The 21,072-nt window shown below is 64.9% G+C and carries 27 protein-coding genes, 1 tRNA gene, 1 other RNA gene and 1 pseudogene; 23 read left to right on the plus strand and 7 right to left on the minus strand.

All coding sequences use genetic code 11. The features are described from left to right. Together G0Q01_RS00790 and istA are read right to left on the minus strand one after the other, a co-directional pair. Positions 1 to 87, minus strand: a pseudogene (locus G0Q01_RS00790) (ATP-binding protein); the annotation flags it as partial. Beyond that, positions 77 to 1,609: an IS21 family transposase gene (gene istA, locus G0Q01_RS00795; protein WP_092431584.1), complete on the minus strand. Its 1,533-nt coding sequence runs from the start codon at positions 1,607 to 1,609 to the stop codon at positions 77 to 79. The gene istA and the pseudogene G0Q01_RS00790, both read right to left, overlap by 11 nt. 153 nt (positions 1,610 to 1,762) lie before the next feature. Between istA and G0Q01_RS00800 the strand changes: the two genes are divergently transcribed. The 4 genes from G0Q01_RS00800 to G0Q01_RS00815 all read left to right on the plus strand — a co-directional run bounded on the left by G0Q01_RS00800 (position 1,763) and on the right by G0Q01_RS00815 (position 4,359). Next, on the plus strand, positions 1,763 to 2,629 hold the full coding sequence (locus G0Q01_RS00800) for a DNA cytosine methyltransferase (protein ID WP_235939424.1): 867 nt from the start codon (positions 1,763 to 1,765) through the stop codon (positions 2,627 to 2,629). Between the two features lie 346 nt (positions 2,630 to 2,975). After that, the gene (locus tag G0Q01_RS00805) at positions 2,976 to 3,122 is read left to right on the plus strand and encodes a hypothetical protein (protein ID WP_164212936.1); all 147 of its coding nucleotides are present in this window, start codon (positions 2,976 to 2,978) and stop codon (positions 3,120 to 3,122) included. Between the two features lie 2 nt (positions 3,123 to 3,124). Then, positions 3,125 to 3,325: a helix-turn-helix domain-containing protein gene (locus G0Q01_RS00810; RefSeq protein ID WP_164212937.1), complete on the plus strand. Its 201-nt coding sequence runs from the start codon at positions 3,125 to 3,127 to the stop codon at positions 3,323 to 3,325. Next, positions 3,322 to 4,359 carry a hypothetical protein gene (locus tag G0Q01_RS00815; protein WP_164212938.1) on the plus strand — a complete coding sequence of 346 codons (1,038 nt, stop codon included), beginning with the start codon at positions 3,322 to 3,324 and terminating at the stop codon, positions 4,357 to 4,359. The genes G0Q01_RS00810 and G0Q01_RS00815 overlap by 4 nt, the downstream gene beginning before the upstream one ends. 113 nt (positions 4,360 to 4,472) lie before the next feature. Here G0Q01_RS00815 and G0Q01_RS00820 read toward each other — a convergent pair. Then, a tRNA-Leu gene (locus tag G0Q01_RS00820) sits at positions 4,473 to 4,556 on the minus strand. Positions 4,557 to 4,720: 164 nt separating this feature from the next. On the opposite strand from G0Q01_RS00820, the gene G0Q01_RS00825 reads away from it, so the two are divergent. From G0Q01_RS00825 to gap, 7 genes are all read left to right on the plus strand, one after another. Then, the gene (locus tag G0Q01_RS00825) at positions 4,721 to 5,299 is read left to right on the plus strand and encodes a YqaA family protein (RefSeq protein ID WP_164196989.1); all 579 of its coding nucleotides are present in this window, start codon (positions 4,721 to 4,723) and stop codon (positions 5,297 to 5,299) included. 3 nt (positions 5,300 to 5,302) lie between these two features. Then, complete coding sequence (locus G0Q01_RS00830; RefSeq protein WP_164196988.1) at positions 5,303 to 5,770, plus strand: disulfide bond formation protein B; 468 nt, start codon at positions 5,303 to 5,305, stop codon at positions 5,768 to 5,770. A gap of 144 nt (positions 5,771 to 5,914) precedes the next feature. Next, a complete protein-coding gene (locus G0Q01_RS00835; RefSeq protein WP_164196987.1) occupies positions 5,915 to 6,163 on the plus strand; it encodes a PepSY domain-containing protein in 249 nt (82 codons plus the stop codon). Positions 6,164 to 6,237: 74 nt separating this feature from the next. Continuing rightward, the gene (locus tag G0Q01_RS00840) at positions 6,238 to 6,789 is read left to right on the plus strand and encodes a cytochrome b/b6 domain-containing protein (RefSeq protein ID WP_370457303.1); all 552 of its coding nucleotides are present in this window, start codon (positions 6,238 to 6,240) and stop codon (positions 6,787 to 6,789) included. After that, positions 6,786 to 7,322, plus strand: a complete 537-nt coding sequence (locus tag G0Q01_RS00845; protein WP_164196986.1) for a helix-turn-helix transcriptional regulator — start codon at positions 6,786 to 6,788, stop codon at positions 7,320 to 7,322. Before G0Q01_RS00840 ends, G0Q01_RS00845 begins: the two co-directional genes overlap by 4 nt. A gap of 31 nt (positions 7,323 to 7,353) precedes the next feature. After that, positions 7,354 to 7,497 carry a hypothetical protein gene (locus tag G0Q01_RS26525; RefSeq protein ID WP_193989021.1) on the plus strand — a complete coding sequence of 48 codons (144 nt, stop codon included), beginning with the start codon at positions 7,354 to 7,356 and terminating at the stop codon, positions 7,495 to 7,497. 85 nt (positions 7,498 to 7,582) lie between these two features. Further along, positions 7,583 to 8,584 carry a type I glyceraldehyde-3-phosphate dehydrogenase gene (gap, locus tag G0Q01_RS00850; RefSeq protein ID WP_164212939.1) on the plus strand — a complete coding sequence of 334 codons (1,002 nt, stop codon included), beginning with the start codon at positions 7,583 to 7,585 and terminating at the stop codon, positions 8,582 to 8,584. 110 nt (positions 8,585 to 8,694) lie between these two features. On the opposite strand, the gene G0Q01_RS00855 is transcribed toward gap, so the two are convergent. Continuing rightward, complete coding sequence (locus tag G0Q01_RS00855) at positions 8,695 to 8,937, minus strand: hypothetical protein (protein ID WP_164196984.1); 243 nt, start codon at positions 8,935 to 8,937, stop codon at positions 8,695 to 8,697. Between the two features lie 316 nt (positions 8,938 to 9,253). Between G0Q01_RS00855 and G0Q01_RS00860 the strand changes: the two genes are divergently transcribed. After that, the gene (locus G0Q01_RS00860) at positions 9,254 to 9,415 is read left to right on the plus strand and encodes a glyceraldehyde-3-phosphate dehydrogenase (protein WP_108965682.1); all 162 of its coding nucleotides are present in this window, start codon (positions 9,254 to 9,256) and stop codon (positions 9,413 to 9,415) included. Positions 9,416 to 9,425: 10 nt separating this feature from the next. Here the strand turns inward: G0Q01_RS00860 and coaD are convergent, their stop codons facing one another. From coaD to G0Q01_RS00875, 3 genes are all read right to left on the minus strand, one after another. Beyond that, the gene (gene coaD / locus G0Q01_RS00865) at positions 9,426 to 9,923 is read right to left on the minus strand and encodes a pantetheine-phosphate adenylyltransferase (protein ID WP_108965684.1); all 498 of its coding nucleotides are present in this window, start codon (positions 9,921 to 9,923) and stop codon (positions 9,426 to 9,428) included. 103 nt (positions 9,924 to 10,026) lie between these two features. Continuing rightward, positions 10,027 to 10,461 carry a CBS domain-containing protein gene (locus tag G0Q01_RS00870; RefSeq protein ID WP_108965686.1) on the minus strand — a complete coding sequence of 145 codons (435 nt, stop codon included), beginning with the start codon at positions 10,459 to 10,461 and terminating at the stop codon, positions 10,027 to 10,029. A gap of 124 nt (positions 10,462 to 10,585) precedes the next feature. Further along, entirely contained in the window at positions 10,586 to 11,482 is an 897-nt protein-coding gene (locus G0Q01_RS00875; protein WP_164196983.1) for a LysR family transcriptional regulator, read from the minus strand. Between the two features lie 97 nt (positions 11,483 to 11,579). Between G0Q01_RS00875 and G0Q01_RS00880 the strand changes: the two genes are divergently transcribed. The 11 genes from G0Q01_RS00880 to purB all read left to right on the plus strand — a co-directional run bounded on the left by G0Q01_RS00880 (position 11,580) and on the right by purB (position 20,975). After that, positions 11,580 to 13,079, plus strand: coding sequence for a CoA-acylating methylmalonate-semialdehyde dehydrogenase (locus G0Q01_RS00880; protein WP_164196982.1), 1,500 nt, complete (start codon positions 11,580 to 11,582; stop codon positions 13,077 to 13,079). 260 nt (positions 13,080 to 13,339) lie between these two features. Continuing rightward, positions 13,340 to 13,690: a hypothetical protein gene (locus G0Q01_RS00885; RefSeq protein WP_235939434.1), complete on the plus strand. Its 351-nt coding sequence runs from the start codon at positions 13,340 to 13,342 to the stop codon at positions 13,688 to 13,690. Positions 13,691 to 13,817: 127 nt separating this feature from the next. After that, positions 13,818 to 14,234 carry a hypothetical protein gene (locus G0Q01_RS00890; RefSeq protein WP_164212940.1) on the plus strand — a complete coding sequence of 139 codons (417 nt, stop codon included), beginning with the start codon at positions 13,818 to 13,820 and terminating at the stop codon, positions 14,232 to 14,234. A gap of 50 nt (positions 14,235 to 14,284) precedes the next feature. Further along, positions 14,285 to 14,634: a transfer-messenger RNA gene (ssrA, locus tag G0Q01_RS00895) on the plus strand. A gap of 84 nt (positions 14,635 to 14,718) precedes the next feature. Next, positions 14,719 to 15,384: a DUF1194 domain-containing protein gene (locus tag G0Q01_RS00900; RefSeq protein WP_164196979.1), complete on the plus strand. Its 666-nt coding sequence runs from the start codon at positions 14,719 to 14,721 to the stop codon at positions 15,382 to 15,384. 7 nt (positions 15,385 to 15,391) lie between these two features. Beyond that, complete coding sequence (gene chrA / locus G0Q01_RS00905; protein WP_235939436.1) at positions 15,392 to 16,678, plus strand: chromate efflux transporter; 1,287 nt, start codon at positions 15,392 to 15,394, stop codon at positions 16,676 to 16,678. 107 nt (positions 16,679 to 16,785) lie between these two features. Continuing rightward, entirely contained in the window at positions 16,786 to 17,256 is a 471-nt protein-coding gene (locus G0Q01_RS00910; protein ID WP_095883724.1) for an SspB family protein, read from the plus strand. Between the two features lie 226 nt (positions 17,257 to 17,482). Continuing rightward, positions 17,483 to 18,877: a class II fumarate hydratase gene (gene fumC / locus G0Q01_RS00915; protein WP_164196978.1), complete on the plus strand. Its 1,395-nt coding sequence runs from the start codon at positions 17,483 to 17,485 to the stop codon at positions 18,875 to 18,877. A 136-nt stretch (positions 18,878 to 19,013) separates the two neighbouring features. Then, positions 19,014 to 19,214 (plus strand): DUF4169 family protein, encoded by a 201-nt coding sequence (locus G0Q01_RS00920; RefSeq protein ID WP_164196977.1) that lies wholly within the window; start codon positions 19,014 to 19,016, stop codon positions 19,212 to 19,214. After that, positions 19,211 to 19,444, plus strand: a complete 234-nt coding sequence (locus G0Q01_RS00925) for a ribbon-helix-helix domain-containing protein (RefSeq protein ID WP_108965703.1) — start codon at positions 19,211 to 19,213, stop codon at positions 19,442 to 19,444. Before G0Q01_RS00920 ends, G0Q01_RS00925 begins: the two co-directional genes overlap by 4 nt. A gap of 223 nt (positions 19,445 to 19,667) precedes the next feature. Then, complete coding sequence (gene purB / locus G0Q01_RS00930) at positions 19,668 to 20,975, plus strand: adenylosuccinate lyase (RefSeq protein ID WP_164196976.1); 1,308 nt, start codon at positions 19,668 to 19,670, stop codon at positions 20,973 to 20,975. Positions 20,976 to 21,072: the final 97 nt, after the last annotated feature.

Below are 21,072 nucleotides of genomic sequence, written 5' to 3' on the forward strand. Positions count from 1 at the left end.
CAGGTCGGTCACGGCTTGAGCCATCCCGTGCATCTTGAGGCTGCGCAGCATGATCACGATGGCACCGCTGGCTGGGTCATGACGCATGGCGGCCTCCAGCATCGCGAGGCCGCAGCTCGTCATAGCGCTCCACATTGGCCCGGGGCTCTCGCTTGAGGGCCAAGGCACCCGGCGGGTCGATGGAGGGAGCGTCGGTCGACTTCCCGTCGATCAGGCGGTGCAGAAGATTCAGGACGTGGGTCTTGGTCGCGACGCCCTCGGAGAGCGCCAGCTCGACCGCGTTCAGCACCACTTGCTCGTCGTGATGCAAGACCAGGGCAAGGATATCGACCATCTCCCGGTCTCCCCCGGGCCGTCGTAGCAATTGGCTCTGCAATTGCCGGAAGGCGGGCGGCAGATCCACGAAGGGGGCGCCATTGCGCAGGGCTCCGGGCTTTCGCTGGATGACGGCCAGGTAGTGGCGCCAGTCGTAGATCGTTCTGCCGGGCAGATGGTGAGACCTCTGGATCAGCCGATCGTGCTCGCACAGAATTTGCCCTTCCGCGGCGACTACGAGGCGATCGGGGTAGATCCGGAGGCTGACTGGTCTATTGGCAAAGGAGGCGGGGACGCTGTAGCGATTGCGCTCGAAGCTGATCAAGCAGGTCGGGGACACGCGCTTGCTCTGCTCGACAAAGCCGTCGAAGGCAGGTGGCAGCTGCATGAGCGCCGCTTGCTCCGAGCCCCAGGCATCCGCGATGCTGCCCGCGAGGGTGCCATGGGGGGTGTCGCGCCAGAACTCCATGCAGCGTCGTTCCAGCCATGCGTTCAGCGAAGCAAGGTCGGGGAAGTTCGGCATGGGGTTCCATAAGCGCGGGCGGGCGTCCTGGACGTTCTTTTCGACCTGACCCTTTTCCCAGCCCGCCGCCGGATTGCAGAACTCCGGCTCGAACACGTAGTGGTTTGCCATGGCCAGGAAGCGCATGTTCACCTGACGCTCTTTGCCACGGCCAACCCGGTCCACCGCCGTCTTCATGTTGTCGTAGATCCCACGCTCCGGAACGCCGCCAAAGACGCGGAAGCCGTGCCAGTGGGCATCGAACAGCATCTCGTGGGTCTGCAGCAAATAGGCTCGGACGAGGAAGGCGCGGCTGTGAGACAGCTTGATATGCGCGACCTGCAACTTCGTGCGCTCTCCGCCAAGCACCGCATAGTCTTCGCTCCAGTCGAACTGGAAGGCCTCCCCGGGCCGGAACGACAAGGGGACGAAGATGCCGCGCCCGGTGGTATGCTGTTCGCGCTGGCGTTCTACCCGCCATTTTCGGGCGAAGGCCGCAACCCGGTTGTAGGACCCCGTGTAGCCGAGTGCCACGAGGTCGCCATGCAACTGCTTCAGGGTTCGGCGCTGCTTGCGTGACTTTGCAGCCTCCGTCTTCAGCCACGCAGCGAGCTTTTCAGCGTAGGGATCAAGCTTGCTCGACCGAGCCGGAACGTTGAACTTCGGCTCGATCGTGCCTGCTCTCAGATATTTCTTGATGGTGTTCCGCGACAGGCCGGTTCGGCGTGCGATCTCTCGGATCGGTAGCTTTTCCCGCAAGGCCATGCGGCGGATGACGTTCAAAAGTCCCATGTGGATCACTCCGGAATCCCCCGCTGCAAGCTGCGTCGCGGGGAGGGTCACATGGGTCAAATCTCAATGGAAATTACGCGCTCTCCCGGGTCAGTTCTGGGTGGAAATCAACAAGCACCCCTGCTGGCCAGCCTGAAGGGCACGACGCGCCGCATGGGTCCCGTCGCGCAGCCTCACCCCACCATCTGCGCCGAAGGCAACCACAGCGCCATCGTGGCGCCTGTGCTGACCTATGCGCAGCAGGGCGGACGCTGCCGGTCGATCGAGGATCCACACCACACCATCTGCGCGAGCAAGAAAGACCAGAACAGCATGATCGCCGCGACCATGATTCACGTCGGGAACGGCGAGCGGAAAGGCCAGGCACCCCGCGCGCTCGACATCACGGCGCCGCTGAACACCGTCGTCGCCGGCGGCGTGAAGCAATACCCGGTCGCCGCCTACCTCGCCCAGCAGAACAACGACCTGCGGGGCGTGCACCCGGGCCGTCCCGCCAGCGAGCCGATCTCGACCGTCACAAGTTCCGGCAGCCATCAGACACCTGTCGCCGCATGGCTGGCCAAGTACTACGGCACCGGCGACGGCGCCCCGGCACATGAGCCGATGCACACGGTCACCACCAAAGACCGCATGGGCCCGGTGCAGGCCGAGCTAGCCGCCCCGCCCTTCGACGAGGCGCACGCGCCCCGCGCCCGCCAGGTGGTCGAGCTGCTGCGCCAGCACGGGCTCTGGGATGACCGCGAGTTCGTCACCCTCGAGATCGATGGCACACCCTTCATCATCGTCGACGTGGGCATGCGGATGCTGACCCCCCGCGAGCTCTTCAACGCGCAGGGCTTCCCCGCCGACTACGTGATCGAGGGCGTCTGGCACGAGAGCAAGGGCGAGTGGGACTTCAATAGCTTCCCGAAGGACGTGCAGGTCTCCTGCGTCGGGAACAGTGTGTGCCCACCTTTGGCCGAAGCGCTGGTACGGTCAAACTGCGCGCACCTGATCGAAGTTCAGGAGGTCGCGGCTTGAGCGTCTTCGCCACCAAAAGCCCCGGAATGGGGCAAATGTCCAAACCGGGGCAACTGGTAAAACATAATCAATGGTTTCATATTATTACCCTCCCTCTCGATACCGGGACAATTCCGGCTTTCTGCACCAAGAGCTCTGCGGGCGCGTCAGTCCACTCACGGACTCCACGCAGGCTGCGACAACTTGTCATCGCAATCCACAAGACTCATCCTCCGGTTGCCGAGATTCCTGCAGACAACAACTTGCGGAAAGCGGAGCTACAACTTGTTGTGGCTGTGGCAGCATTGAGGCCGATGAATACTAAAGCGCCGCTTACTCAAGAGCGGCCCGTCGCCTCTTCGTCACCATGACTGACCTCCTAACCGCCTTCGTCATCATCTGCTCCGCGATCCGCCCGGTCCACATGCTGATGAGGCTCCCCGCCGCCAAAGCGCGCCGCCGCGCGATCCAGCGGTTCTACCAGTCCAACAAATCCACCAGCGAGGATCCGTAGGAATGAGCGTTCAGCTTGCTGTGAAGGACACCAATGCGGCACGCATGCTCGACATGCCCGCCGCCAAGTTCCGCGCCTTGGTCGACGCGGGCGCACTGCCCCCGCCAGTCGTCATTGGCGATATGAAGCGATGGCGCGTCGACCAGATCGAAGCCATCTTGAAGGGCAACGCCGCCCTTCCAAAGGAGGAATTCGAACTGTGAAGACGCCGAAGCCCCGCATCTCGAAACCTCGCCTCACATGGCGGTGGGTTCGCGGGAAGTGGGAACCCTACCACCGGGTTACGTGGACCGATGACGGCAAGCGCCGGAGCCGGGAAATTAAGCTCGATTGGAAGGAAGATCCGCAGGAGCTCGACCGCCTCTATTGGCTGGCGCAGGCGGGCCAGCATCAGGCGCAGGCGCGCCCCACACAGTTCTCCTGGAGGGAATGCATCATCGCTTGGCGCAGCGACCCCACCATCCAACAGAAGCTCGCGGACGGCACCAAGCGCAGCTACCGGCTTCCGATGGACGCGATCCTCGAGAAGAATGGCGGGAAGGACATGCGGAACACCACACGGCAGCAGGTCAGGGTCGCGCTCGGAAAGCTGGCCGACACGCCGAGGAAGGCCGCGCGATACGCTCAGACGATTTCGCTGCTGTGGAACTACGCCGACAAGGAACTCGACTGGCCGCTCGGGAAGAACCCGGCATCAGGTCTCGCGAAGTACAAGCCCGCCCGGGAGTATGAGGCTTGGCCCGACTGGATGGTGAAGAAGCTCGCGACAGCTCCTGAGAACGTGCAGATCGCCGCGGAGCTCATCCGGGGCACCGGCCAGCGACCGAGCGCCGCCATCAGCATGCGGCATCAACAGTTCAGCGGAGACTGGATGGAAGTTCTGGACGAGAAGGCGGACGAGATGTTCCCGGTATTCTGCCCGCCCCGCCTCCGGTCGTTCGTCGGCGGGATTCGAAAACGCGGCGCACACATCCTGGCCAAAAACATCCGTGAGCCCGTGGGCTATGACGCGATCGAGAAATCATTCCGCACCTGGAGGAACGGGCTTGGCGAGCAGGCGCAGAAGTACACTCTCCACGGCCTGAGGAAGCTCGCGATCATCGAGCTCGCAGAGGCGGGCGCCTCCGACGCCGAGATACAAGCGGTCACCGGGCAGAGCGCTCAGATGGTCGCCTATTACCGTGCCAGAGCGAACCGCAAAAAGCTTTCGCGCACGGCGCAGGAGCGCCGCGAGTGATGCGGAACAGAACGAAAACGAAACGAGAATGTGTGAACGGGGTGTGTGAACGGGCGATTTCTGGTGGACTGCTCTGGCAGAAGGAAATCGCGGAAAGCTGAGTGATTTCAGCTTGGTACCCAAGGCCGGACTCGAACCGGCACGCCTTGCGGCGGGGGATTTTGAATCCCCTGCGTCTACCATTCCGCCACTTGGGCACTGACCCCGATTTATCCGCCACGCCGCGCCGCGTAAAGCGGCAATCGTCACCTGTGATGCCGCACTGACGGAACTGTCACAGCCAATGCCGCTTCAATGGGTTGCACACCGCCGCCCCGCGTGCTTCCTGCGATACAAACAACCGCCGGAGACCTGCCCTTCGATGCTGCGCCGCCTCTACGACTGGACGATGTCGCTTGCCGATCACCCCAAGGCGCTCTGGGGCCTGGCGGCAGTCTCCTTCATCGAAGCTTCGGTCTTCCCGATCCCGCCTGACGTGTTGATGATCCCGATGATCCTCGCGGCGCCGCGCCGGGCCTGGCTGATCGCGCTGGTGGCCACGCTTGCCTCGGTGGTCGGCGGGCTCTTCGGCTATGCCATCGGGCACTTCTTCTTCGACAGCATCGGCCGGCCGATCCTCGAGACCCTCGGCAAAGCCGACTCGATGGAGGCGTTCAACGCCCGCTTCAACGGCGTCGGCTTCTGGGCGGTGCTGATCGCCGGAATCACCCCCTTCCCGTTCAAGGTGATCACCATCATGTCGGGCTGGACCGCGATGCCGCTGGGCGTCTTCGTCACCACCGCCGTCATCGCCCGGGCCTTCCGATTCTTTATCGTCGCGGGGCTGCTGCGGGCCTTTGGCGCGCCGATCCGCGATTTCATCGAAAAGCGGCTCGGCCTGGTGTTTACTGTTTTCGTGCTGCTGCTCGCCGGCGGCTTCTTCTTGGTGAAATACCTCTGAGCCATGACTGACCTGCGCAAGTTCCTCATCCTGATCGCCGCCGGCGGATCGGCCGCCGTGCTGCTCGCCGCGATCGGCTCGCAGTACATCGGCGGGCTGGCGCCCTGCCACCTGTGCATCCTGCAGCGCTGGCCCCACGCCGCGGCCGTGCTGATCGGCGCCCTGGCGCTGGCCTTCCGCGCCCGCATCCTGCCGCTGCTCGGCGCGCTCGCGGCGCTGACCACCTCGGGCATCGGCGTCTATCACACCGGCGTCGAGCGCGGCTGGTGGGAAGGTCCGACCACCTGCACCTCGGGGCCGGTTGGCGGCATGTCCACGGACGATCTTCTGAACCAGATCATGAACGCGCCGCTGGTGCGCTGCGACGAGGTCGCCTGGCAGCTCTTGGGCCTGTCGATGGCCAGTTGGAACGCCTTGATTTCCTTTGGTCTTGCGCTGGTCTGGGTTGCCGTCTGGCGCCGGACCGCCTGAGGTCCCCCACCGGAAAACTCATCTGAACCAAAGTTGCAGGGGGCGGTTTCTGCCCCCCGAGTGGCATGGCGGAGGCGCTAAGGCCACGTCAGATCGGTCTTCGAGGCGCGGATGCCCCGCGTCCTTCCTACAGGAGACCCATAGATGACCTACCGCCTTCTGACCTCCGGCCTCGTCGCCGCCCTTCTCACCGCCGGCACCGCCTTCGCCTCCCCCGAGATCCCCGAACAGACCCAGGCCCAGGTGCGCGAGAAGCTCACCGCCGAGGGCTACGAGGTCCGCCGCATCGACAGCGAGGACGGGATGATCGAGGTCTATGCCATGAAGGACGGCAAGAAGGTCGAGCTCTACCTCGACCAGACCCTGCAGATCGTGCGCAGCAATACCGACTGACGCCCGCCCGGCCCCGCCACCGCGCGGGGCCGCGCCGCCTGATCTGTCCACCCTTCCCGTCAAGGACCGCCCCGATGCCCGAGCGCATGACACGACATTTCGTCTGGGACCCGCTGCTGCGGATCTTCCATTGGAGCCTGGTGACCCTCTTTGCCGCCAACGCGCTCTTCGACGACCCCGAATCCTCCCTGCACCGCTGGGTTGGCTACACCATCGGAGGGCTGATTCTGCTGCGGCTGATCTGGGGCTTCACCGGCCCTCGTTCGGCCCGTTTCTCGAGTTTCTTTCCCACCCGCGCCGGCCTCATCCGGCAGATCACCGACATGGCCACCGGACGGCGCCGCGTGCATCTCATGCACACGCCGCTTGGGGCGCTGATGATCTTCAACCTGCTGCTCACCCTCTGCGGCATCATCGCCACCGGGGTGATGATGACCACCGACGCCTATTGGGGAATCGCATGGGTCGAAACCCTGCATGAAGCGCTGGTAACCTGGGCCGAGGTCTCGGTGATGCTGCACCTCGGCGCAGTGCTGTGGGAAAGCCGCCGCACCGGGGTAAATCTGCCCAAGGCCATGGTTACGGGTGTCAAATGCGTCCCGGATGACGCAAAGATCGAGGCATGACGCCGCAAAGCTCCGAACGCCCGCTCATCCTCACCCTGTTGATCGCCGTGCAGATGATCTGCACGGCCTTCTTCGTGGTCGACGTGATCTTCGACGCTTCCGAGGCCGGGTGGAATCCGGTGACCGACCCCGAGGCGTTTCTCGAGGGCAGCATGGTGCTCTGTCTCGCCGCCGCGATCTGGGTCGAGCTGCGTTTCCTGCTGCGGCTGCTGCGTCACAATGCACATCTCGCGCGGCAGGTCTCGCTGGCCACCGGCGCCTTCCACGAAATCGTCGAGGCGCAATTCTCGGCCTGGGAACTGACCGGCGCGGAACGCGACGTGGCGATGTTCACGCTCAAGGGTCTGACCATCCCCGAGATCGCCGCGCTGCGCGGATCGGCAGAGGGGACGGTGAAATCGCACCTCAATGCAATCTACCGCAAGGCGGGCGTGTCGGGCCGCGGCGCGCTTCTGAGCCACTTCATCGAGGAGTTGATGAGTGGCGCAGAGCGTTCCGATCCCCCCGCCGCGCCCCCGCAAGAATGCAGATGACATCGCGTCAAGTCTCTGGCATCACGACAAAATGACCAACCGCATCGCCGTCTGGCTCGCAGCCCTTCTGATCCTTGCAATTGCGCTGGATGTGACGCTCTTCGACAGCCGCCACCTGCTGTTCCTGGGCCGGAAGGTTTTCATTCTGCTCGATTGGATGGCGTTTTGGCGGTGAGCGCTAACAGTCCAAGTATTGACTTGCCTGACGTATCCTGTTGACCTCTGGGCAACCCCAGACTCTCGGACAGCGAGGAGACATCATGACCGTCAAGGTAGCGATCAACGGCTTCGGCCGCATCGGGCGCAACGTGCTGCGCGCAATCATCGAATCCGGCCGCACCGACATCGAGGTCGTGGCGATCAACGACCTTGGCCCGGTCGAAACCAACGCGCATCTGCTGCAGTTCGACAGCGTGCACGGACGCTTCCCGCACCAGGTCAGCGTCTCCGGCGACACGATCGACGTTGGCCGCGGCCCGATCAAGGTGAGCGCCGAGCGCAACCCCGCCGACCTGCCCTGGGCGCATGTGGACGTGGTGATGGAATGCACCGGCATCTTCACCGACCGCGAGAAGGCCGCCGCGCACCTCGCGAACGGCGCCAGCCGCGTGCTGGTCTCTGCCCCCTCGGCCGGGGCCGACAAGACCATCGTCTACGGGGTGAACGATGACACGCTGACCAAGGATGACCTCGTCGTCTCGAACGCGTCCTGCACCACCAACTGCCTGTCGCCCGTCGCCAAGGTTCTGAACGACACCGTTGGCATCAAGAAGGGCTTCATGACCACGATCCACAGCTACACCGGCGACCAGCCGACGCTGGACACGATGCACAAGGATCTCTACCGCGCGCGCGCCGCGGCCATGTCGATGATCCCGACCTCGACCGGCGCGGCCAAGGCCGTGGGGCTGGTTCTGCCCGAGCTCAACGGCAAGCTCGACGGCGTGGCGATCCGCGTGCCGACGCCCAATGTCTCGGTTGTCGATCTGGTGTTCGAAGCCGAGCGCGAGACCACCGTCGAAGAGATCAACGACGCGATCCGCGTCGCCGCCAATGGCAAGCTCAGCGGTATCCTGGGATACACCGACAAGAAGAACGTCTCGATCGACTTCAACCACGACCCGCACAGCTCGATCTTCCACACCGATCAGACCAAGGTCATGGAGGGCACGATGGTGCGCATCCTGTCGTGGTACGACAACGAATGGGGTTTCTCGAACCGCATGTCCGACACTGCCGTGGCGATGGGCAAGCTCATCTGACCACGCGACGCGGCCCGGAGCCGACAGAAATATCCCAGACTGCAGGGCGGGGCTTTCGGGCCCCGCCCTTTTGCTTGCGCAGCGGTGGCGCGCCGACGCGCCGGTGGACGTCATTCCCGGACGATTCCCAACGCCGCGCCGTATCCGCGTTCCGCAAGCAGCCCCGCCGGCCGGCCGCGGGGCCGGACCTCAGACAGCATCGAGAGCGGCAACACCTGCGTGGTCACCGGGACCGGCGGCGGCAGCGGGCGGTGCGCCGCCGCCGCCGAGCCGGTCGAGGGCGCGGCCCGTGCGGAGGATTTTCTTGGAAAATTGGGCCGGGCATAGCCGGCGCTGTCACGCGGGATTTCCATCGCCTGTTTCCCTTCTGGCACAGCTTGCGCCGGGCTTTTCCAGCGCTGCGTCGGGGCGCGGCACGCCCCTTTCATCTGGGGGTAAGGTTAATCGGCAATCCTTTACAAAGGCTTGCCCTGCACCTTCCGTGGCGCTGCATGTCGCCATGCACAAAGCGCAAGGCGGGTGTGGGAAACCGACAATTGTTCTGCAGCGCGGCAAGACCTAGGTTAGCGCCAACGCAGACGGAAACGTCCGCCAGAGTTTTCAACCAGTGCCAACCGCAAACGCAGCGCCTTCCCGATGGAGGTGCCCCCGATGAGATGGAACAGAGCCATGACCAAAGCCATCAATGCCGTCCGTGACAGCTTCGCCCGCCGCTTCGCCTATCGCCGCACCCATCAGGCGCTGATGTCGCTGCCGATGCGCACCCGCATCGACTGTGACCTGCTCGGCCGCGAAGAAGAAACCGCACGCGCCGCCGTCTACGGCCGCTGATCCGCCCGGATCAGCCCTTCGCGAAGCGCATCTTAAGCGCTTCGTTGACGGTGGGCGTGACGAATTTGCTCACGTCACCGTCAAGCCGCGCGATCTCCTTCACCAACTTGGAAGCAATCGCCTGGTGCTTGGCCTCGGCCATCAGGAAGACCGTCTCGATGCTGGTGTCGAGCGCGCGGTTCATTCCCACCATCTGGAACTCGTATTCGAAATCCGCCACGGCGCGCAGCCCGCGGATGATGATCTGAGCCCCCACGTCGCGGGCGCAATCGATCAGCAGGTTCTCGAAAGGATGCGGGACGATTTCGGTCCCCGTCTCCTTCGAGAGTTCCGCGCATTCCATCTCGATCATCGCCACGCGCTCTTCGAGGGTGAAGAGCGGCCCCTTGTCGCGGTTGATCGCGACCCCGATCACCAGCCTGTCGACCAAGGCCGCTGCGCGGCGAATGATGTCCATATGGCCCAGCGTGATCGGATCAAAGGTGCCGGGATAAAGGCCGATGCGCATGAGGGTCCTCCAGGAGTGCCAGCCGGGGCGGTCCGGCGCACGCAACGATATTGCGTGCCGGAATGCAACCCCGAAACCGGCAGTTCCCGAGCGCAGCCCCCGCTCAGAACCCCATGATCATGCCCTGCAGGGCGTCCTTCTCCATGGCGAGTTCGGCGATCTGCGCCTTGACCACGTCGCCGATCGAAATGATGCCGACCAGCATGCCATCTTCAACCACGGGCATGTGGCGGAACCGGCCCTCGGTCATCCGGGCGAGCACGACGTTGGTATCCTCGTCGCGGGTGCAGACCTGCAGCTTGCGGGTCATCAGATCCTCGCAGGTCAGCGACAGAACGCTTGCGCCCTGCGCGGCCAGCGCGCGCACGATGTCGCGCTCTGAAAGGATCCCCAGCGGAGTTTGCCCGTCTTCCGAGATCACCACCCCGCCGATCCGGCGTTCGGCCAGCACCTGCGCGGCGTCACCAACGCTGCTGCCGGGGGTGACGGTGACCACGCCGTCGTCGGACTTGTCCTTGAGAATCTGTTGTACCTGCATGCGGCTTTCCTCCTAAGCGCTGCTCACATTCCCTAGCGTCCGCCCCGCGCGAACTTCTGTCAACACCGACATCCGGTCGATCCCGCACCCCGCCGTTTGACGCCCAACCGAAGACTGCCCGGCATCAGGCCGCCGCTTCGAGCGCCGCGAGTTCGCGCCGGACAGAGTCGGCGAGAAGCGCTGCGAGTCCGTTAAGCCGCGCGTGACGCCGGTCGTCGGCATGGCGTACCAGGTAGAAACTGCGGGTGAGCGAGACCTCTTCGGGCAGCACCCGGCACAGGCCCCGCGCCGCGGGCAACGCGAAATCGTGCACGATCCCCAGCCCCGCGCCGAGCCGCAGCCAGTGGAACTGCACGGCCACCGAGTTAGAGGCGAGACGCACACGGTCGAGGCCGAGATCGGCAAGATAGTCGAGCTCGCGGTCGAAAATCATGTCGGGGATGTAGCCGACGATGCGGTGCCGCTGCAGGTCAGCGCGGGAGCGGATCGGCGGGTGCTGCGCGAGATACTGCTCCGAGGCCGCGAGATGCAGACGGTAGTCCGAGATCTTCTGCACCACCAGCCGCCCCGCCGTGGGCGCCGAAACGGCGATCGCCATGTCCGCCTCGCGCCGCGACAGGTTCACCACGCGCGGCAGCGAGACGATCTGCAGGTCGAGCCCGGGGTTGGCCTCGGCGATCTTGGCGCAGACCTGTGGCAGCAGGAAGTTGGCGCAGCCGTCGGGCGCACCAATACGAATCTGCCCGGCAAACCCCTCGGACGAGCCCATGAGCGCCTGCGCGCCCTGCCCCAGCGCCTGCTCGGCGCTCTCGGCGTGGACCAGCAGCCGAGCGCCTGCCTCGGAGAGCGTGTAGCCCTGCGGCGACTTGGCGAAGAGCGGATGCCCCAGCGCCTGCTCGAGCCGTGCGACGCGCCGCCCGACCGTGGCCGGGTCCATGCGCAGCACCCGCCCCGCCGCCGAGAGGCTCTCGCCCCGCGCCACGGCAAGAAAAATCCGCAGGTCGTCCCAGTTCTCGCGCATCGCGCACCTATATTTTTGCAAAACCTCTTTGTTGAATTACCCCTGTCGCCTGCATTTCCGCAAGGCTACTGTGCTGCTCAACATATAGGAGGCTGCAATGCAGGAACTGACCCATTTCATCAACGGCACGCATGTGAAGGGCACCTCGGGCCGCTTCACCGACATCTTCAACCCCGCCACCGGCGAGGTTCAGGCCAAGGTGCCGCTGGCGACCGTCGAAGAGCTGAACGCCGCGGTGGCCAAGGCCGCCGAGGCGCAGAAGGCCTGGGGCGCGACCAACCCGCAGCGCCGCGCCCGCGTCATGATGAAGTTCGGCCAGCTGATCAACGAGCACATGGACGAGCTCGCCGAGCTGGTTTCGCGCGAACACGGCAAGACCCTGCCCGACGGGCGCGGCGACGTGCAGCGCGGTCTCGAGGTGGTCGAGGTCTGCATGGGCGCGCCGCACATGCTCAAGGGTGAGTTCACCGATGATGGTGGCCCGGGCATCGACCTCTACTCCATGCGCCAGCCGCTCGGCGTGGTCGCGGGCATCACCCCGTTCAACTTCCCGGCGATGATCCCGCTGTGGAAGATGGCCCCGGCGTTGGCCTCCGGCAACGCGATGATCCTCAAGCCCTCCGAGCGCTGCCCTTCGACCTCGCTGCGTCTGGCCGAGCTGATCACCGAGGCCGGCCTGCCCGAGGGCGTGCTGCAGGTGATCAACGGCGACAAGGAAGTGGTCGACGCAATCCTCGACAACGAGACCGTGCAGGCCGTGGGCTTTGTCGGCTCGACCCCGATCGCACAGTACATCTACGGCCGCGCCGCCACCAACGGCAAGCGCGCGCAGTGCTTCGGCGGCGCAAAGAACCACATGATCATCATGCCCGACGCCGACCTCGACAAGGCCGCCGACGCGCTGGTGGGTGCCGGTTACGGCGCCGCGGGCGAGCGCTGCATGGCGATCTCGGTGGCCGTGCCGGTCGGCGCGGAAACCGCCGATGCGCTGATCGAGAAGCTGGTGCCGCGCGTGGAGAAACTGAAGGTCGGCCCCTACACCGCCGGCGAAGACGTGGACTACGGCCCGGTCATCACCGCCGCCGCGAAGGAGCGGATCAACGGCCTCGTGACGTCGGGTGTCGAACAGGGCGCCAAGCTAGTCATCGACGGCCGCGACTTCTCGCTGCAGGGATACGAGGACGGTTTCTTCGTCGGCCCGTCGCTCTTTGACAACGTCACGCCCGACATGGACATCTATCGCGAAGAGATCTTCGGCCCGGTGCTGAGCACGGTCCGCGCGGACTCCTACGAGGAAGCGCTCGAGCTGGTGATCGACAACCCCTATGGCAACGGCACGGCGATCTACACCGCCGATGGTGACACCGCGCGCGACTTCGCGCACCGGGTCAACGTCGGCATGGTCGGCATCAACTTCCCGATCCCGGTGCCGCTGAGCTACCACACCTTCGGCGGCTGGAAGAAATCGGCCTTCGGCGATCTCAACCAGTACGGCCCCGACGCCTTCCGCTTCTACACCAAGACCAAGACCGTCACGGCGCGCTGGTTCTCGGGCATCAAGGAAGGCGGCGAGTTCAACTTCAAGGCCATGGACTGACCCCGGCGCCTGGTCCGGCCTAAAAGAGCGAGACCTTTGGTTGAAACGCGGGCCGTCCGGACTCTTCCGGGCGGCCCATCTGCACGCGCGGGCGGAGGGTTCACCGCTAAAATATACATTCAAAATTTACCATTGACGTTAACGAAACCTCACCGCAACCATCCCCCAAGCCTCATGTCTATCGGTGGGAAATGTCCGTCAGCTTCCGCATTCTTAGGACTCACGGTCTTGTCTATGTGCGATATGAAGGTCGCGCCAGCTTGACCGACACGACCCGGGCTCTCGGAGACTACCTGTCGCATCCCGATTACCGCCGCGGACAAAAGCAGCTCGTGGACCTGTCCCGGCTGACCGGCTGGGACAGCGACTATCTCGAGCTGATGAAAGTGCAAGCCCTGAAGGCCGAGGCATTCTTTGGAGGCGAGAATGCCACGCTCCTGCTCTATTTCGCCCCCACTCCGCTGAGTTTCCAACTCAGCAAGCTGGCCATCAATTCGTGGGACGGGCTCGACAGCGTCGTGGCGCGGGTGCAGCAGAGCGAAATCGGCTGCCTGACGCTTTTGGGCCTGGCCGAACGCAGCTTCGCTCAATTGCTGGAAAACACGGAGTGATTCCGCTTCCGTTGGGTCATGCTGCCGCAAGTGTCGCATAGGCGACATACCATTTGACACCGGCTTCCGGACATAGGAAACGACTCAAAGGCTCACCCCCTTTTTCCTCGTCTTCGGGAGAGACAATATGCCAGGACATTTCAAGGTTTATGCCGAGCACCGCTTGGCATTTTTGAAATTTTCCGGCGCCGCCCACATCGACGACTGCTTCGAAATAGTATCGGCGCTCATTGCTTCGCCCGAGTGGTGCTCCGAATATGCGATACTCGTCGACAATTCCGGGGTCACGACCTACACGGGCGATTTCGAGGACCTGCAGCGCTTTAGCGGTTACCTCTCGGAAACCGGCGCCTTCGAGAACCCGCGCATGGATATCGTGTACTACGCCCCCTCCGATCTCTCCTTCGGCATCGCCTGGATGGCCCAGCAGGTGCTCGGCCCGCGCTTTCCCTTCCGGATCCATGTCTATCGCGATGCGGGCCCGGCGCTGGCCAAGCTCGGCCTAGAAGGGACGGACCTCGCCAAGTGTTCCACCTTCGCCTGACCCGGCCCCTGCGCCCGCCGGAGCCAACCTAGGCACCGCTGCGCAGATCCCCCATTGAAAGCCGCGCGGCCCCGTCCTATATCAGTCTTGTTCCGCAAGGGACTATGGGCATAAACGCGCATGTAATAAACGGATCGGACCCGGGGGCGGTACCCGGCGGCTCCACCAATAAACCCTTGTTGGGGGTTCATGGGGCCGAAATAGGATCGACGAACGCGTAAAGATGTAGCTTTGTCCCGGTGAGATACCACCGTTATCGGTTCATAAAGCATAGTTGCCAACAACAATCGTGCTCCGGTTGCTCTGGCTGCGTAAGCAGTCCGAAAAACCGAAAATTAAGCCCTTGGGCCTAGCAGCTTAAGGCGGGGTTCGCAGGTACCTGGCAACAGAAACCTGCACTTCTCTCCCCCCTCTATCCGCGACATTCGGCCAGCGCATTTCGGCGTGATTGACCGAAGGGTGACCGCCTGTCAGCATGACCGGCATGGCCCCGGTGTCCGTTGTCAGTATCGCCCTGCTCGCAGCGCTTTGCGCGCCGAGGCTCCACGCCTGCGAGACCGCGCTGCTGCTGGCCATGGATGTCTCCAACTCCATCGATCCTTCCGAATACGCCATCCAGACCGAGGGTCTTGCCCTTGCCCTGGCCGACCCAGAGATCGCCGCGATCATGGTCGAGGACCGCGTCGCCCTCGCCGTCCTGCAATGGTCCGGCCCCGGCGACCAGGCGCTCATGCTGGGCTGGACCGAGATTGCCGAGCCCGCCGATCTTGCGGGATTCGCCGCTGCCGCCGGCGCCATGGAGCGCGCTTTTGTCTTGTCGGACACCGCGCCCGGCGCGGCCCTCGGCGCGGCGCTCGACGCCATCGAGCGCGCCCCGCCCTGCAAGCGGCGGGTGATCGACGTGTCGGGCGACGGCACTCCGAATTCCGGCCCCCCGGCGTCGGCGGCGCGGGTGCGGGCCGAGCGCATGGGGGTGACGATCAACGGGCTGGCCATCGAGGGTCCGGGCAGCGGCCTGCCAGTCAGCAACTACTACCGGCAAGTGCTGATCACCCGCGACGGCTTCGTGATGACCGCGCGCAGCCACCGCGCATATGCCGAGACCCTGCGCCGAAAAATCCTGCGCGAGATCGCGCAGATCCTCGGCTGAGCGCGTCATGAAAACGTCACGGGTGCCGGTGCACATGCCTGCTATGGCAACTTTTTCCCAGATATTCATGACCTTCCTGCGGATCGGGCTGCTCAGCTTCGGCGGCCCCGCCGCGCAGATCGCCCTGCTGCACCGCGAAATCGTCGAGGAGCGTCAGTGGCTCAACGAGCGGCAATACCTGCAGGCCCTCTCGTTCTGCATGCTGCTGCCCGGCCCCGAGGCCATGCAGCTTGCCACCTGGATCGGCTGGCGGCTGCGCGGCACCCTCGGCGGGCTGATGGCGGGCGGGCTCTTCGTGCTGCCCGGCGCGGTGCTGATCGCGGTTCTGGCGCTGGCCTATTCCAGCTACGGCACCCGCCCCGAGGTCGCCGGGCTGATGCTCGGCGTCAAGGCCACGGTGATCGCGCTTGTCGCACAGGCGCTGCTCAAGCTCGGGCGCAAGGTGCTGCGGCGTCGCGGCGCGCTGCTGATCTCGCTCGCCGCCTTTGCTGCGCTCTACGTGCTGCACCTGCCCTTTCCGGTGGTGATCGCCTGCGCCGCGCTGACAGGCTGGTTCGGCCAGCCCGCCGGACCGGCCCTAGAGGTGCAGCCCGTTCCCGCCCCGGTGACCGACCGGCTCTGGGTCTGGCCGCTCTGGGTGACGCTCTGGTTCGCGCCGATGATCGCCGCGGCGCTGGCCGGGCAGACGCTCCTCTATGACATCGGCATGCTCTTTTCCAAGCTGGCGGTCTTCTCTTTCGGCGGCGCCTACGCGGTGCTGGCTTGGCTGGCGCAGGAGGCGGTGACCGCCCGCGGCTGGCTCGAGGCCGCGCAGATGGCCGATGCGCTGGGTCTGGCCGAGACCACCCCCGGTCCGCTGATCCTGGTGACGCAGTTCGTCGGCATGATCACCGGCTTCGCCGCGGGGGGCTGGCCCATGGCACTGGCGGCGGGCGGCATGGTGCTTTGGGTCACCTTCATCCCCTGCTTCCTGTGGATCTTCGCCTTTGCCCCGCATCTCGAGCGGCTGCTCGCACGCCCCCGGCTCCAGGCGGCGCTTGAGGCGATCACCGCCGCGGTGCTCGGCGTGGTGGCGAATCTGGCGCTGTGGTTCGCGCTGCACGTGCTCTTTGCCGAGACCCGGATCCCGCACCTCGGCCCGCTCGCCCCGGAGCTGCCCGTGCTGCAAAGCCTGCAACCCGCCGCGCTCGGCCTGACGCTTCTGGCGGCGCTGCTGCTAGGCCCGCTGCGCCGCTCGGTGCCGCTGACCCTTGCCCTCACGGCAACCGCATCCTACGCGCTAACCAATTATTAAAATTACAATTTTCATGAAATAGCGCACCCATGGTATTTTTCCATCATGTCCCCTTTTCCTCGCCGCCAAATCTAATATGGTGAAAAGAAAGCGACGAGGAGCAGCCAATGCCCGGCGGCATCGACTATGGCAATCTCATGCACCGCGCCATGCGCGGGCTCATCAACGACGTGCTCGCAGGGGTCCAGGAGACCGGTCTTCCGGGCGATCACCACTTCTTCATCACCTTCGACACCCAGCACCCCGACGTGGAACTGGCCGACTGGCTCTCGGACCGCTACCCGGGCGAGATGACCGTGGTCATGCAGCATTGGTACGAAGACCTCGAGGTCACCGAGGACGGCTTTACCGTCACGCTGAACTTCGGCGATGCGCCCGAGCGGCTCTATATCCCCTATGACGCGATCAAGACCTTTGTCGATCCGTCGGTGGAATTCGGTCTGCGCTTCGAGACCCACGAGGAAGAGGATGACGACGACGACGAGCCGACCCCGCCCGAGGGTGGCCCGGACGACGGACCGCGCGAAACGGTCAAGCAGGATGCCGAGGTCGTGCGCCTCGATTCTTTCCGCAAGTGAGCCGGCGGGGCCCTCTGCGCCCCTGCCGCTGCCCCTGCCTAGGTCCAAGTCCAGCGCGCCGGTGCCCACGGGTCCCGGCGCGTTGGCATTTCTGCCTCCAGGTCCGGGAGGCCCCAAACCCGCGTTTTCGTGGCGCTAACAGCCGGATTGCCCGCCGCTTGCCCGTTGCCCCCGGACCGGGAGGCGGCTAAACGGCACACAATGGTATGCTTTGCAGGAGGCACAGATGGCCAACACCCGCACCGAGACCGACAGCTTCGGCCCGCTCGAGGTTCCCGCCGACAAGTACTGGGGCGCACAGACCCAGCGGTCGATCATGAACTTTCCCATCGGCTGGGAGAAGCAGCCGGTTCCGATCATCCGCGCGCTCGGCGTGGTGAAAAAGGCCTGCGCCATGGCCAACAAGGAACTGGGGACCATGGAGGCCGAGGTCGCCGACGCGATCATTGCCGCCGCCGGTGAGGTCATCGAGGGCAAGTTCGACGACAACTTCCCGCTGGTGGTCTGGCAGACCGGCTCGGGCACCCAGTCGAACATGAACGCCAACGAGGTGATCAGCAACCGCGCCATCGAGATGCTGGGCGGCGAGATGGGCTCTAAAAAGCCTGTGCACCCGAACGATCACTGCAACATGGGCCAGTCGTCCAACGACACCTTCCCGACCGCAATGCACGTGGGCATCGCCATGCAGGCACGTGACGTGCTTCTGCCCGGCCTGCGCAAGCTGCACGCCGCGCTCGAGGCGAAGTCCGAAGAGTTCAAGGACATCATCAAGATCGGCCGCACCCACACGCAGGATGCCACCCCGCTGACGCTGGGCCAGGAATTCGGCGGCTATGCGCATCAGGTGAAAAAGGGCATCGAGCGGGTCGAGGCCTGCCTCGGCGACATCTACGAGCTGGCGCAGGGCGGCACCGCCGTGGGCACCGGGCTCAACACCCAGAAGGGCTGGGCCGAGATGGTCGCGAAGAACATGGCCGAGATCACCGACCTGCCCTTCGTCACCGCCCCCAACAAGTTCGAGGCGCTCGCCGCGCATGACGCGATGGTGATGTTCTCGGGCGCGCTGAAGACCGTGGCGGCCTCGCTGTTCAAGATCGCCAACGACATGCGCCTGCTGGGCTCCGGCCCGCGCTCGGGTCTGGGCGAGCTGATCCTGCCGGAAAACGAGCCCGGCTCGTCGATCATGCCCGGTAAGGTCAACCCGACCCAGGCAGAAGCGCTGACCATGGTCTGCGCCCATGTCATGGGCAATGACGCCGCCGTCGGCTTCGCCGGCAGCCAGGGTCACTTCGAGCTCAACGTCTACAACCCGATGATGAGCTACAACGTGCTGCAGTCCATGCAGCTGCTCGGCGACAGCGCCTCGGCCTTCACCGACAACATGGTGGTCGGCACGCAGGCCAACACCGCGCGCATCGAAAAGCTGATGAAGGAATCGCTGATGCTGGTGACGGCGCTGGCGCCGACCATTGGCTACGACAATGCCACCAAGGTCGCCAAGACCGCGCATAAGAACGGCACCACGCTGAAGGAAGAGGCGATCGCCCTCGGCTTCGTCGACGAGGAAACCTTCGACCGCATCGTGCGCCCCGAGGACATGATCGGCCCGAAGGGCTGATCCCTCCCTGAACGAGATCGAGAACGGGGCCCGCGTGGCCCCGTTTTTCTGCGCGCCGCGCCAAGCCGCTCCACCCTGCCCGGCTTTTCCGCCTTGGCCATTGCCGCTCTGCGGCGCCACGCTATTCTTCCCAGCCATGACCAACGTGATCAACCTCAACCGCTTCCGCAAGGACCGCGCCCGCGCCGAGAAACGCGCGCAGGCCGACGAGAATTCCGCGCGCCACGGACGCAGCAAGGCCGAGAAGCAGCACGAGGCCGCCGAGGCCGCGAAATCCGCGCGCGCGCTCGAGGGTCACCGGCTGGACGCTCCGGGCGACGAGAAGCCCGAGACATGACGGGCCGCCCGGTCAAGCACTCTCTCACCATCCGTGGTCACCGCACATCTGTGTCGCTGGAGACGCCGTTCTGGGACGAGTTCCGACGCCTTGCCGAGGCCGAGGGCAAGACCCTGAACGCGCTCGCCACCGAGATAGACGCCGGACGTGGTGTCGAGGCGGGCCTTGCCTCGGCGATCCGCGTGCATGTGCTCGAACACCTGCGCGCGCGCCTAGACCAGCTGAGTTGACCCCCGTCGCGGCCCGCACGCCCGCGCTTCTTCCAGACGAGAAATACCCTCGGGGAGTTTGCGCTGCCGAGGGGGCAGAGCCCGCCGGGGCGCCATCACCCGACAGTCCCGAAGGGCACCGGCGCCACGCCCCGACCCCGCGGCGCCGTCACCGGTCTTGCCGCCGCGCGACTTCCGCCCTATGACGCCCGCGTCTGCCCTGCACAAGACGGAAGGTTAGCCGATGATCCCCCGCTACGCCCGCCCCGAGATGACCGCCATCTGGGAACCTGCCACCAAGTTCCGCATCTGGTACGAGATCGAGGCGCATGCCTGCGACGCCATGGCCGAGCTGGGGGTGATCCCCAAGGAAAACGCCGAGGCCGTCTGGAAGGCCAAGGACGTGGAATTCGACGTCGCCCGCATCGACGAGATCGAGGCCGTCACCAAGCATGACGTCATCGCCTTCCTGACCCACCTCGCCGAGCATGTCGGCAGTGAAGAAGCGCGCTTCGTACACCAGGGCATGACCTCCTCGGACGTGCTCGACACCTGCCTCAACGTGCAGCTGGTGCGCGCCGCCGACATCCTGCTGACCGGCATGGACAAGGTGCTGGCCGCGCTCAAGAAGCGTGCCTTCGAGCACAAGATGACCGTCCGCGTCGGCCGCAGCCACGGCATCCATGCCGAACCGACCACCATGGGCCTGACCTTCGCGCGCTTCTACGCCGAGATGGACCGCAACAAGAACCGCCTCGAGAAAGCCCGGTACGAGATCGCCACCGGAGCGATCTCGGGCGCAGTCGGCACCTTCGCCAACATCGACCCGGCGGTTGAAGAGCACGTCTGCGAAAAGCTGGGCCTGCGCCCCGAGCCGATCTCGACCCAGGTGATCCCCCGCGACCGCCACGCCATGTTCTTCGCCACGCTCGGCGTCATCGCCAGCTCGATCGAGAACGTCGCCATCGAGATCCGCCACATGCAGCGCACCGAGGTGCTCGAAGGCGCAGAGTTCTTCTCGATGGGCCAAAAGGGCTCCTCGGCGATGCCGCACAAGAAGAACCCGGTGCTGACCGAGAACCTGACCGGCCTCGCCCGTCTCGTGCGGATGACCGTCATCCCGGCGATGGAGAATGTTGCCCTCTGGCACGAGCGCGACATCTCGCACAGCTCGGTCGAGCGCGGCATTGGCCCGGATGCGACCATCACCCTCGACTTCGCGCTGAACCGCCTCGCGGGCGTGGTCGACAAGATGATCATCTACCCGCAGAACATGCTCGACAACATGAACAAGTTCCCCGGCCTCGTGATGAGCCAGCGCGTGCTGCTGGCGCTGACACAGGCAGGCGTGAGCCGCGAGGATGCCTATTCCATGGTCCAGCGCAACGCGCTGAAGGTCTGGGAAGAGCGCGTCGATTTCCGCGAGCAACTGCTGGCGGACGAGGATGTGGTCAAGGCGCTCGGCGTCGAGCAGATCAACGAGAAATTCGACATGGGCTATCACACCAAGCACGTTGACACGATCTTCCGCCGGGTCTTCGGCGAGAGCTGATCCTGCCAAGGCGTGCGGGGCTTCTGCCCCGGACCGGGATATCTGGACCTGAACGCAAGGGCCGGCGCCACGCTCGCGGAAACGTGAGCAAAGGCGC

Source organism: Salipiger sp. PrR007 (genome assembly GCF_010499845.1).
Lineage (GTDB): Bacteria > Pseudomonadota > Alphaproteobacteria > Rhodobacterales > Rhodobacteraceae > Salipiger > Salipiger pacificus_A.

Excerpts from the sequence above, each read along its gene's own strand:
- istA (WP_092431584.1), bottom strand. The coding sequence starts at position 1,609 with ATGGGACTTTTGAACGTCATCCGCCGCATGGCCTTGCGGGAAAAGCTA.
- fumC (WP_164196978.1), top strand. The coding sequence starts at position 17,483 with ATGGCCAACACCCGCACCGAGACCGACAGCTTCGGCCCGCTCGAGGTT.
- G0Q01_RS00855 (WP_164196984.1), bottom strand. The coding sequence starts at position 8,937 with ATGGAAATCCCGCGTGACAGCGCCGGCTATGCCCGGCCCAATTTTCCA.
- chrA (WP_235939436.1), top strand. The coding sequence starts at position 15,392 with ATGAAAACGTCACGGGTGCCGGTGCACATGCCTGCTATGGCAACTTTT.
- G0Q01_RS00910 (WP_095883724.1), top strand. The coding sequence starts at position 16,786 with ATGCCCGGCGGCATCGACTATGGCAATCTCATGCACCGCGCCATGCGC.
- G0Q01_RS00800 (WP_235939424.1), top strand. The coding sequence starts at position 1,763 with ATGGGTCCCGTCGCGCAGCCTCACCCCACCATCTGCGCCGAAGGCAAC.
- G0Q01_RS00810 (WP_164212937.1), top strand. The coding sequence starts at position 3,125 with ATGAGCGTTCAGCTTGCTGTGAAGGACACCAATGCGGCACGCATGCTC.
- G0Q01_RS00835 (WP_164196987.1), top strand. The coding sequence starts at position 5,915 with ATGACCTACCGCCTTCTGACCTCCGGCCTCGTCGCCGCCCTTCTCACC.
- G0Q01_RS00840 (WP_370457303.1), top strand. The coding sequence starts at position 6,238 with ATGCCCGAGCGCATGACACGACATTTCGTCTGGGACCCGCTGCTGCGG.
- G0Q01_RS00830 (WP_164196988.1), top strand. The coding sequence starts at position 5,303 with ATGACTGACCTGCGCAAGTTCCTCATCCTGATCGCCGCCGGCGGATCG.
- G0Q01_RS00825 (WP_164196989.1), top strand. The coding sequence starts at position 4,721 with ATGCTGCGCCGCCTCTACGACTGGACGATGTCGCTTGCCGATCACCCC.
- gap (WP_164212939.1), top strand. The coding sequence starts at position 7,583 with ATGACCGTCAAGGTAGCGATCAACGGCTTCGGCCGCATCGGGCGCAAC.
- G0Q01_RS00920 (WP_164196977.1), top strand. The coding sequence starts at position 19,014 with ATGACCAACGTGATCAACCTCAACCGCTTCCGCAAGGACCGCGCCCGC.
- G0Q01_RS00870 (WP_108965686.1), bottom strand. The coding sequence starts at position 10,461 with ATGCAGGTACAACAGATTCTCAAGGACAAGTCCGACGACGGCGTGGTC.
- G0Q01_RS00880 (WP_164196982.1), top strand. The coding sequence starts at position 11,580 with ATGCAGGAACTGACCCATTTCATCAACGGCACGCATGTGAAGGGCACC.
- G0Q01_RS00900 (WP_164196979.1), top strand. The coding sequence starts at position 14,719 with ATGGCCCCGGTGTCCGTTGTCAGTATCGCCCTGCTCGCAGCGCTTTGC.
- purB (WP_164196976.1), top strand. The coding sequence starts at position 19,668 with ATGATCCCCCGCTACGCCCGCCCCGAGATGACCGCCATCTGGGAACCT.
- coaD (WP_108965684.1), bottom strand. The coding sequence starts at position 9,923 with ATGCGCATCGGCCTTTATCCCGGCACCTTTGATCCGATCACGCTGGGC.
- G0Q01_RS00845 (WP_164196986.1), top strand. The coding sequence starts at position 6,786 with ATGACGCCGCAAAGCTCCGAACGCCCGCTCATCCTCACCCTGTTGATC.
- G0Q01_RS00805 (WP_164212936.1), top strand. The coding sequence starts at position 2,976 with ATGACTGACCTCCTAACCGCCTTCGTCATCATCTGCTCCGCGATCCGC.
- G0Q01_RS00860 (WP_108965682.1), top strand. The coding sequence starts at position 9,254 with ATGACCAAAGCCATCAATGCCGTCCGTGACAGCTTCGCCCGCCGCTTC.
- G0Q01_RS00875 (WP_164196983.1), bottom strand. The coding sequence starts at position 11,482 with ATGCGCGAGAACTGGGACGACCTGCGGATTTTTCTTGCCGTGGCGCGG.
- G0Q01_RS00890 (WP_164212940.1), top strand. The coding sequence starts at position 13,818 with ATGCCAGGACATTTCAAGGTTTATGCCGAGCACCGCTTGGCATTTTTG.
- G0Q01_RS00925 (WP_108965703.1), top strand. The coding sequence starts at position 19,211 with ATGACGGGCCGCCCGGTCAAGCACTCTCTCACCATCCGTGGTCACCGC.
- G0Q01_RS26525 (WP_193989021.1), top strand. The coding sequence starts at position 7,354 with ATGACCAACCGCATCGCCGTCTGGCTCGCAGCCCTTCTGATCCTTGCA.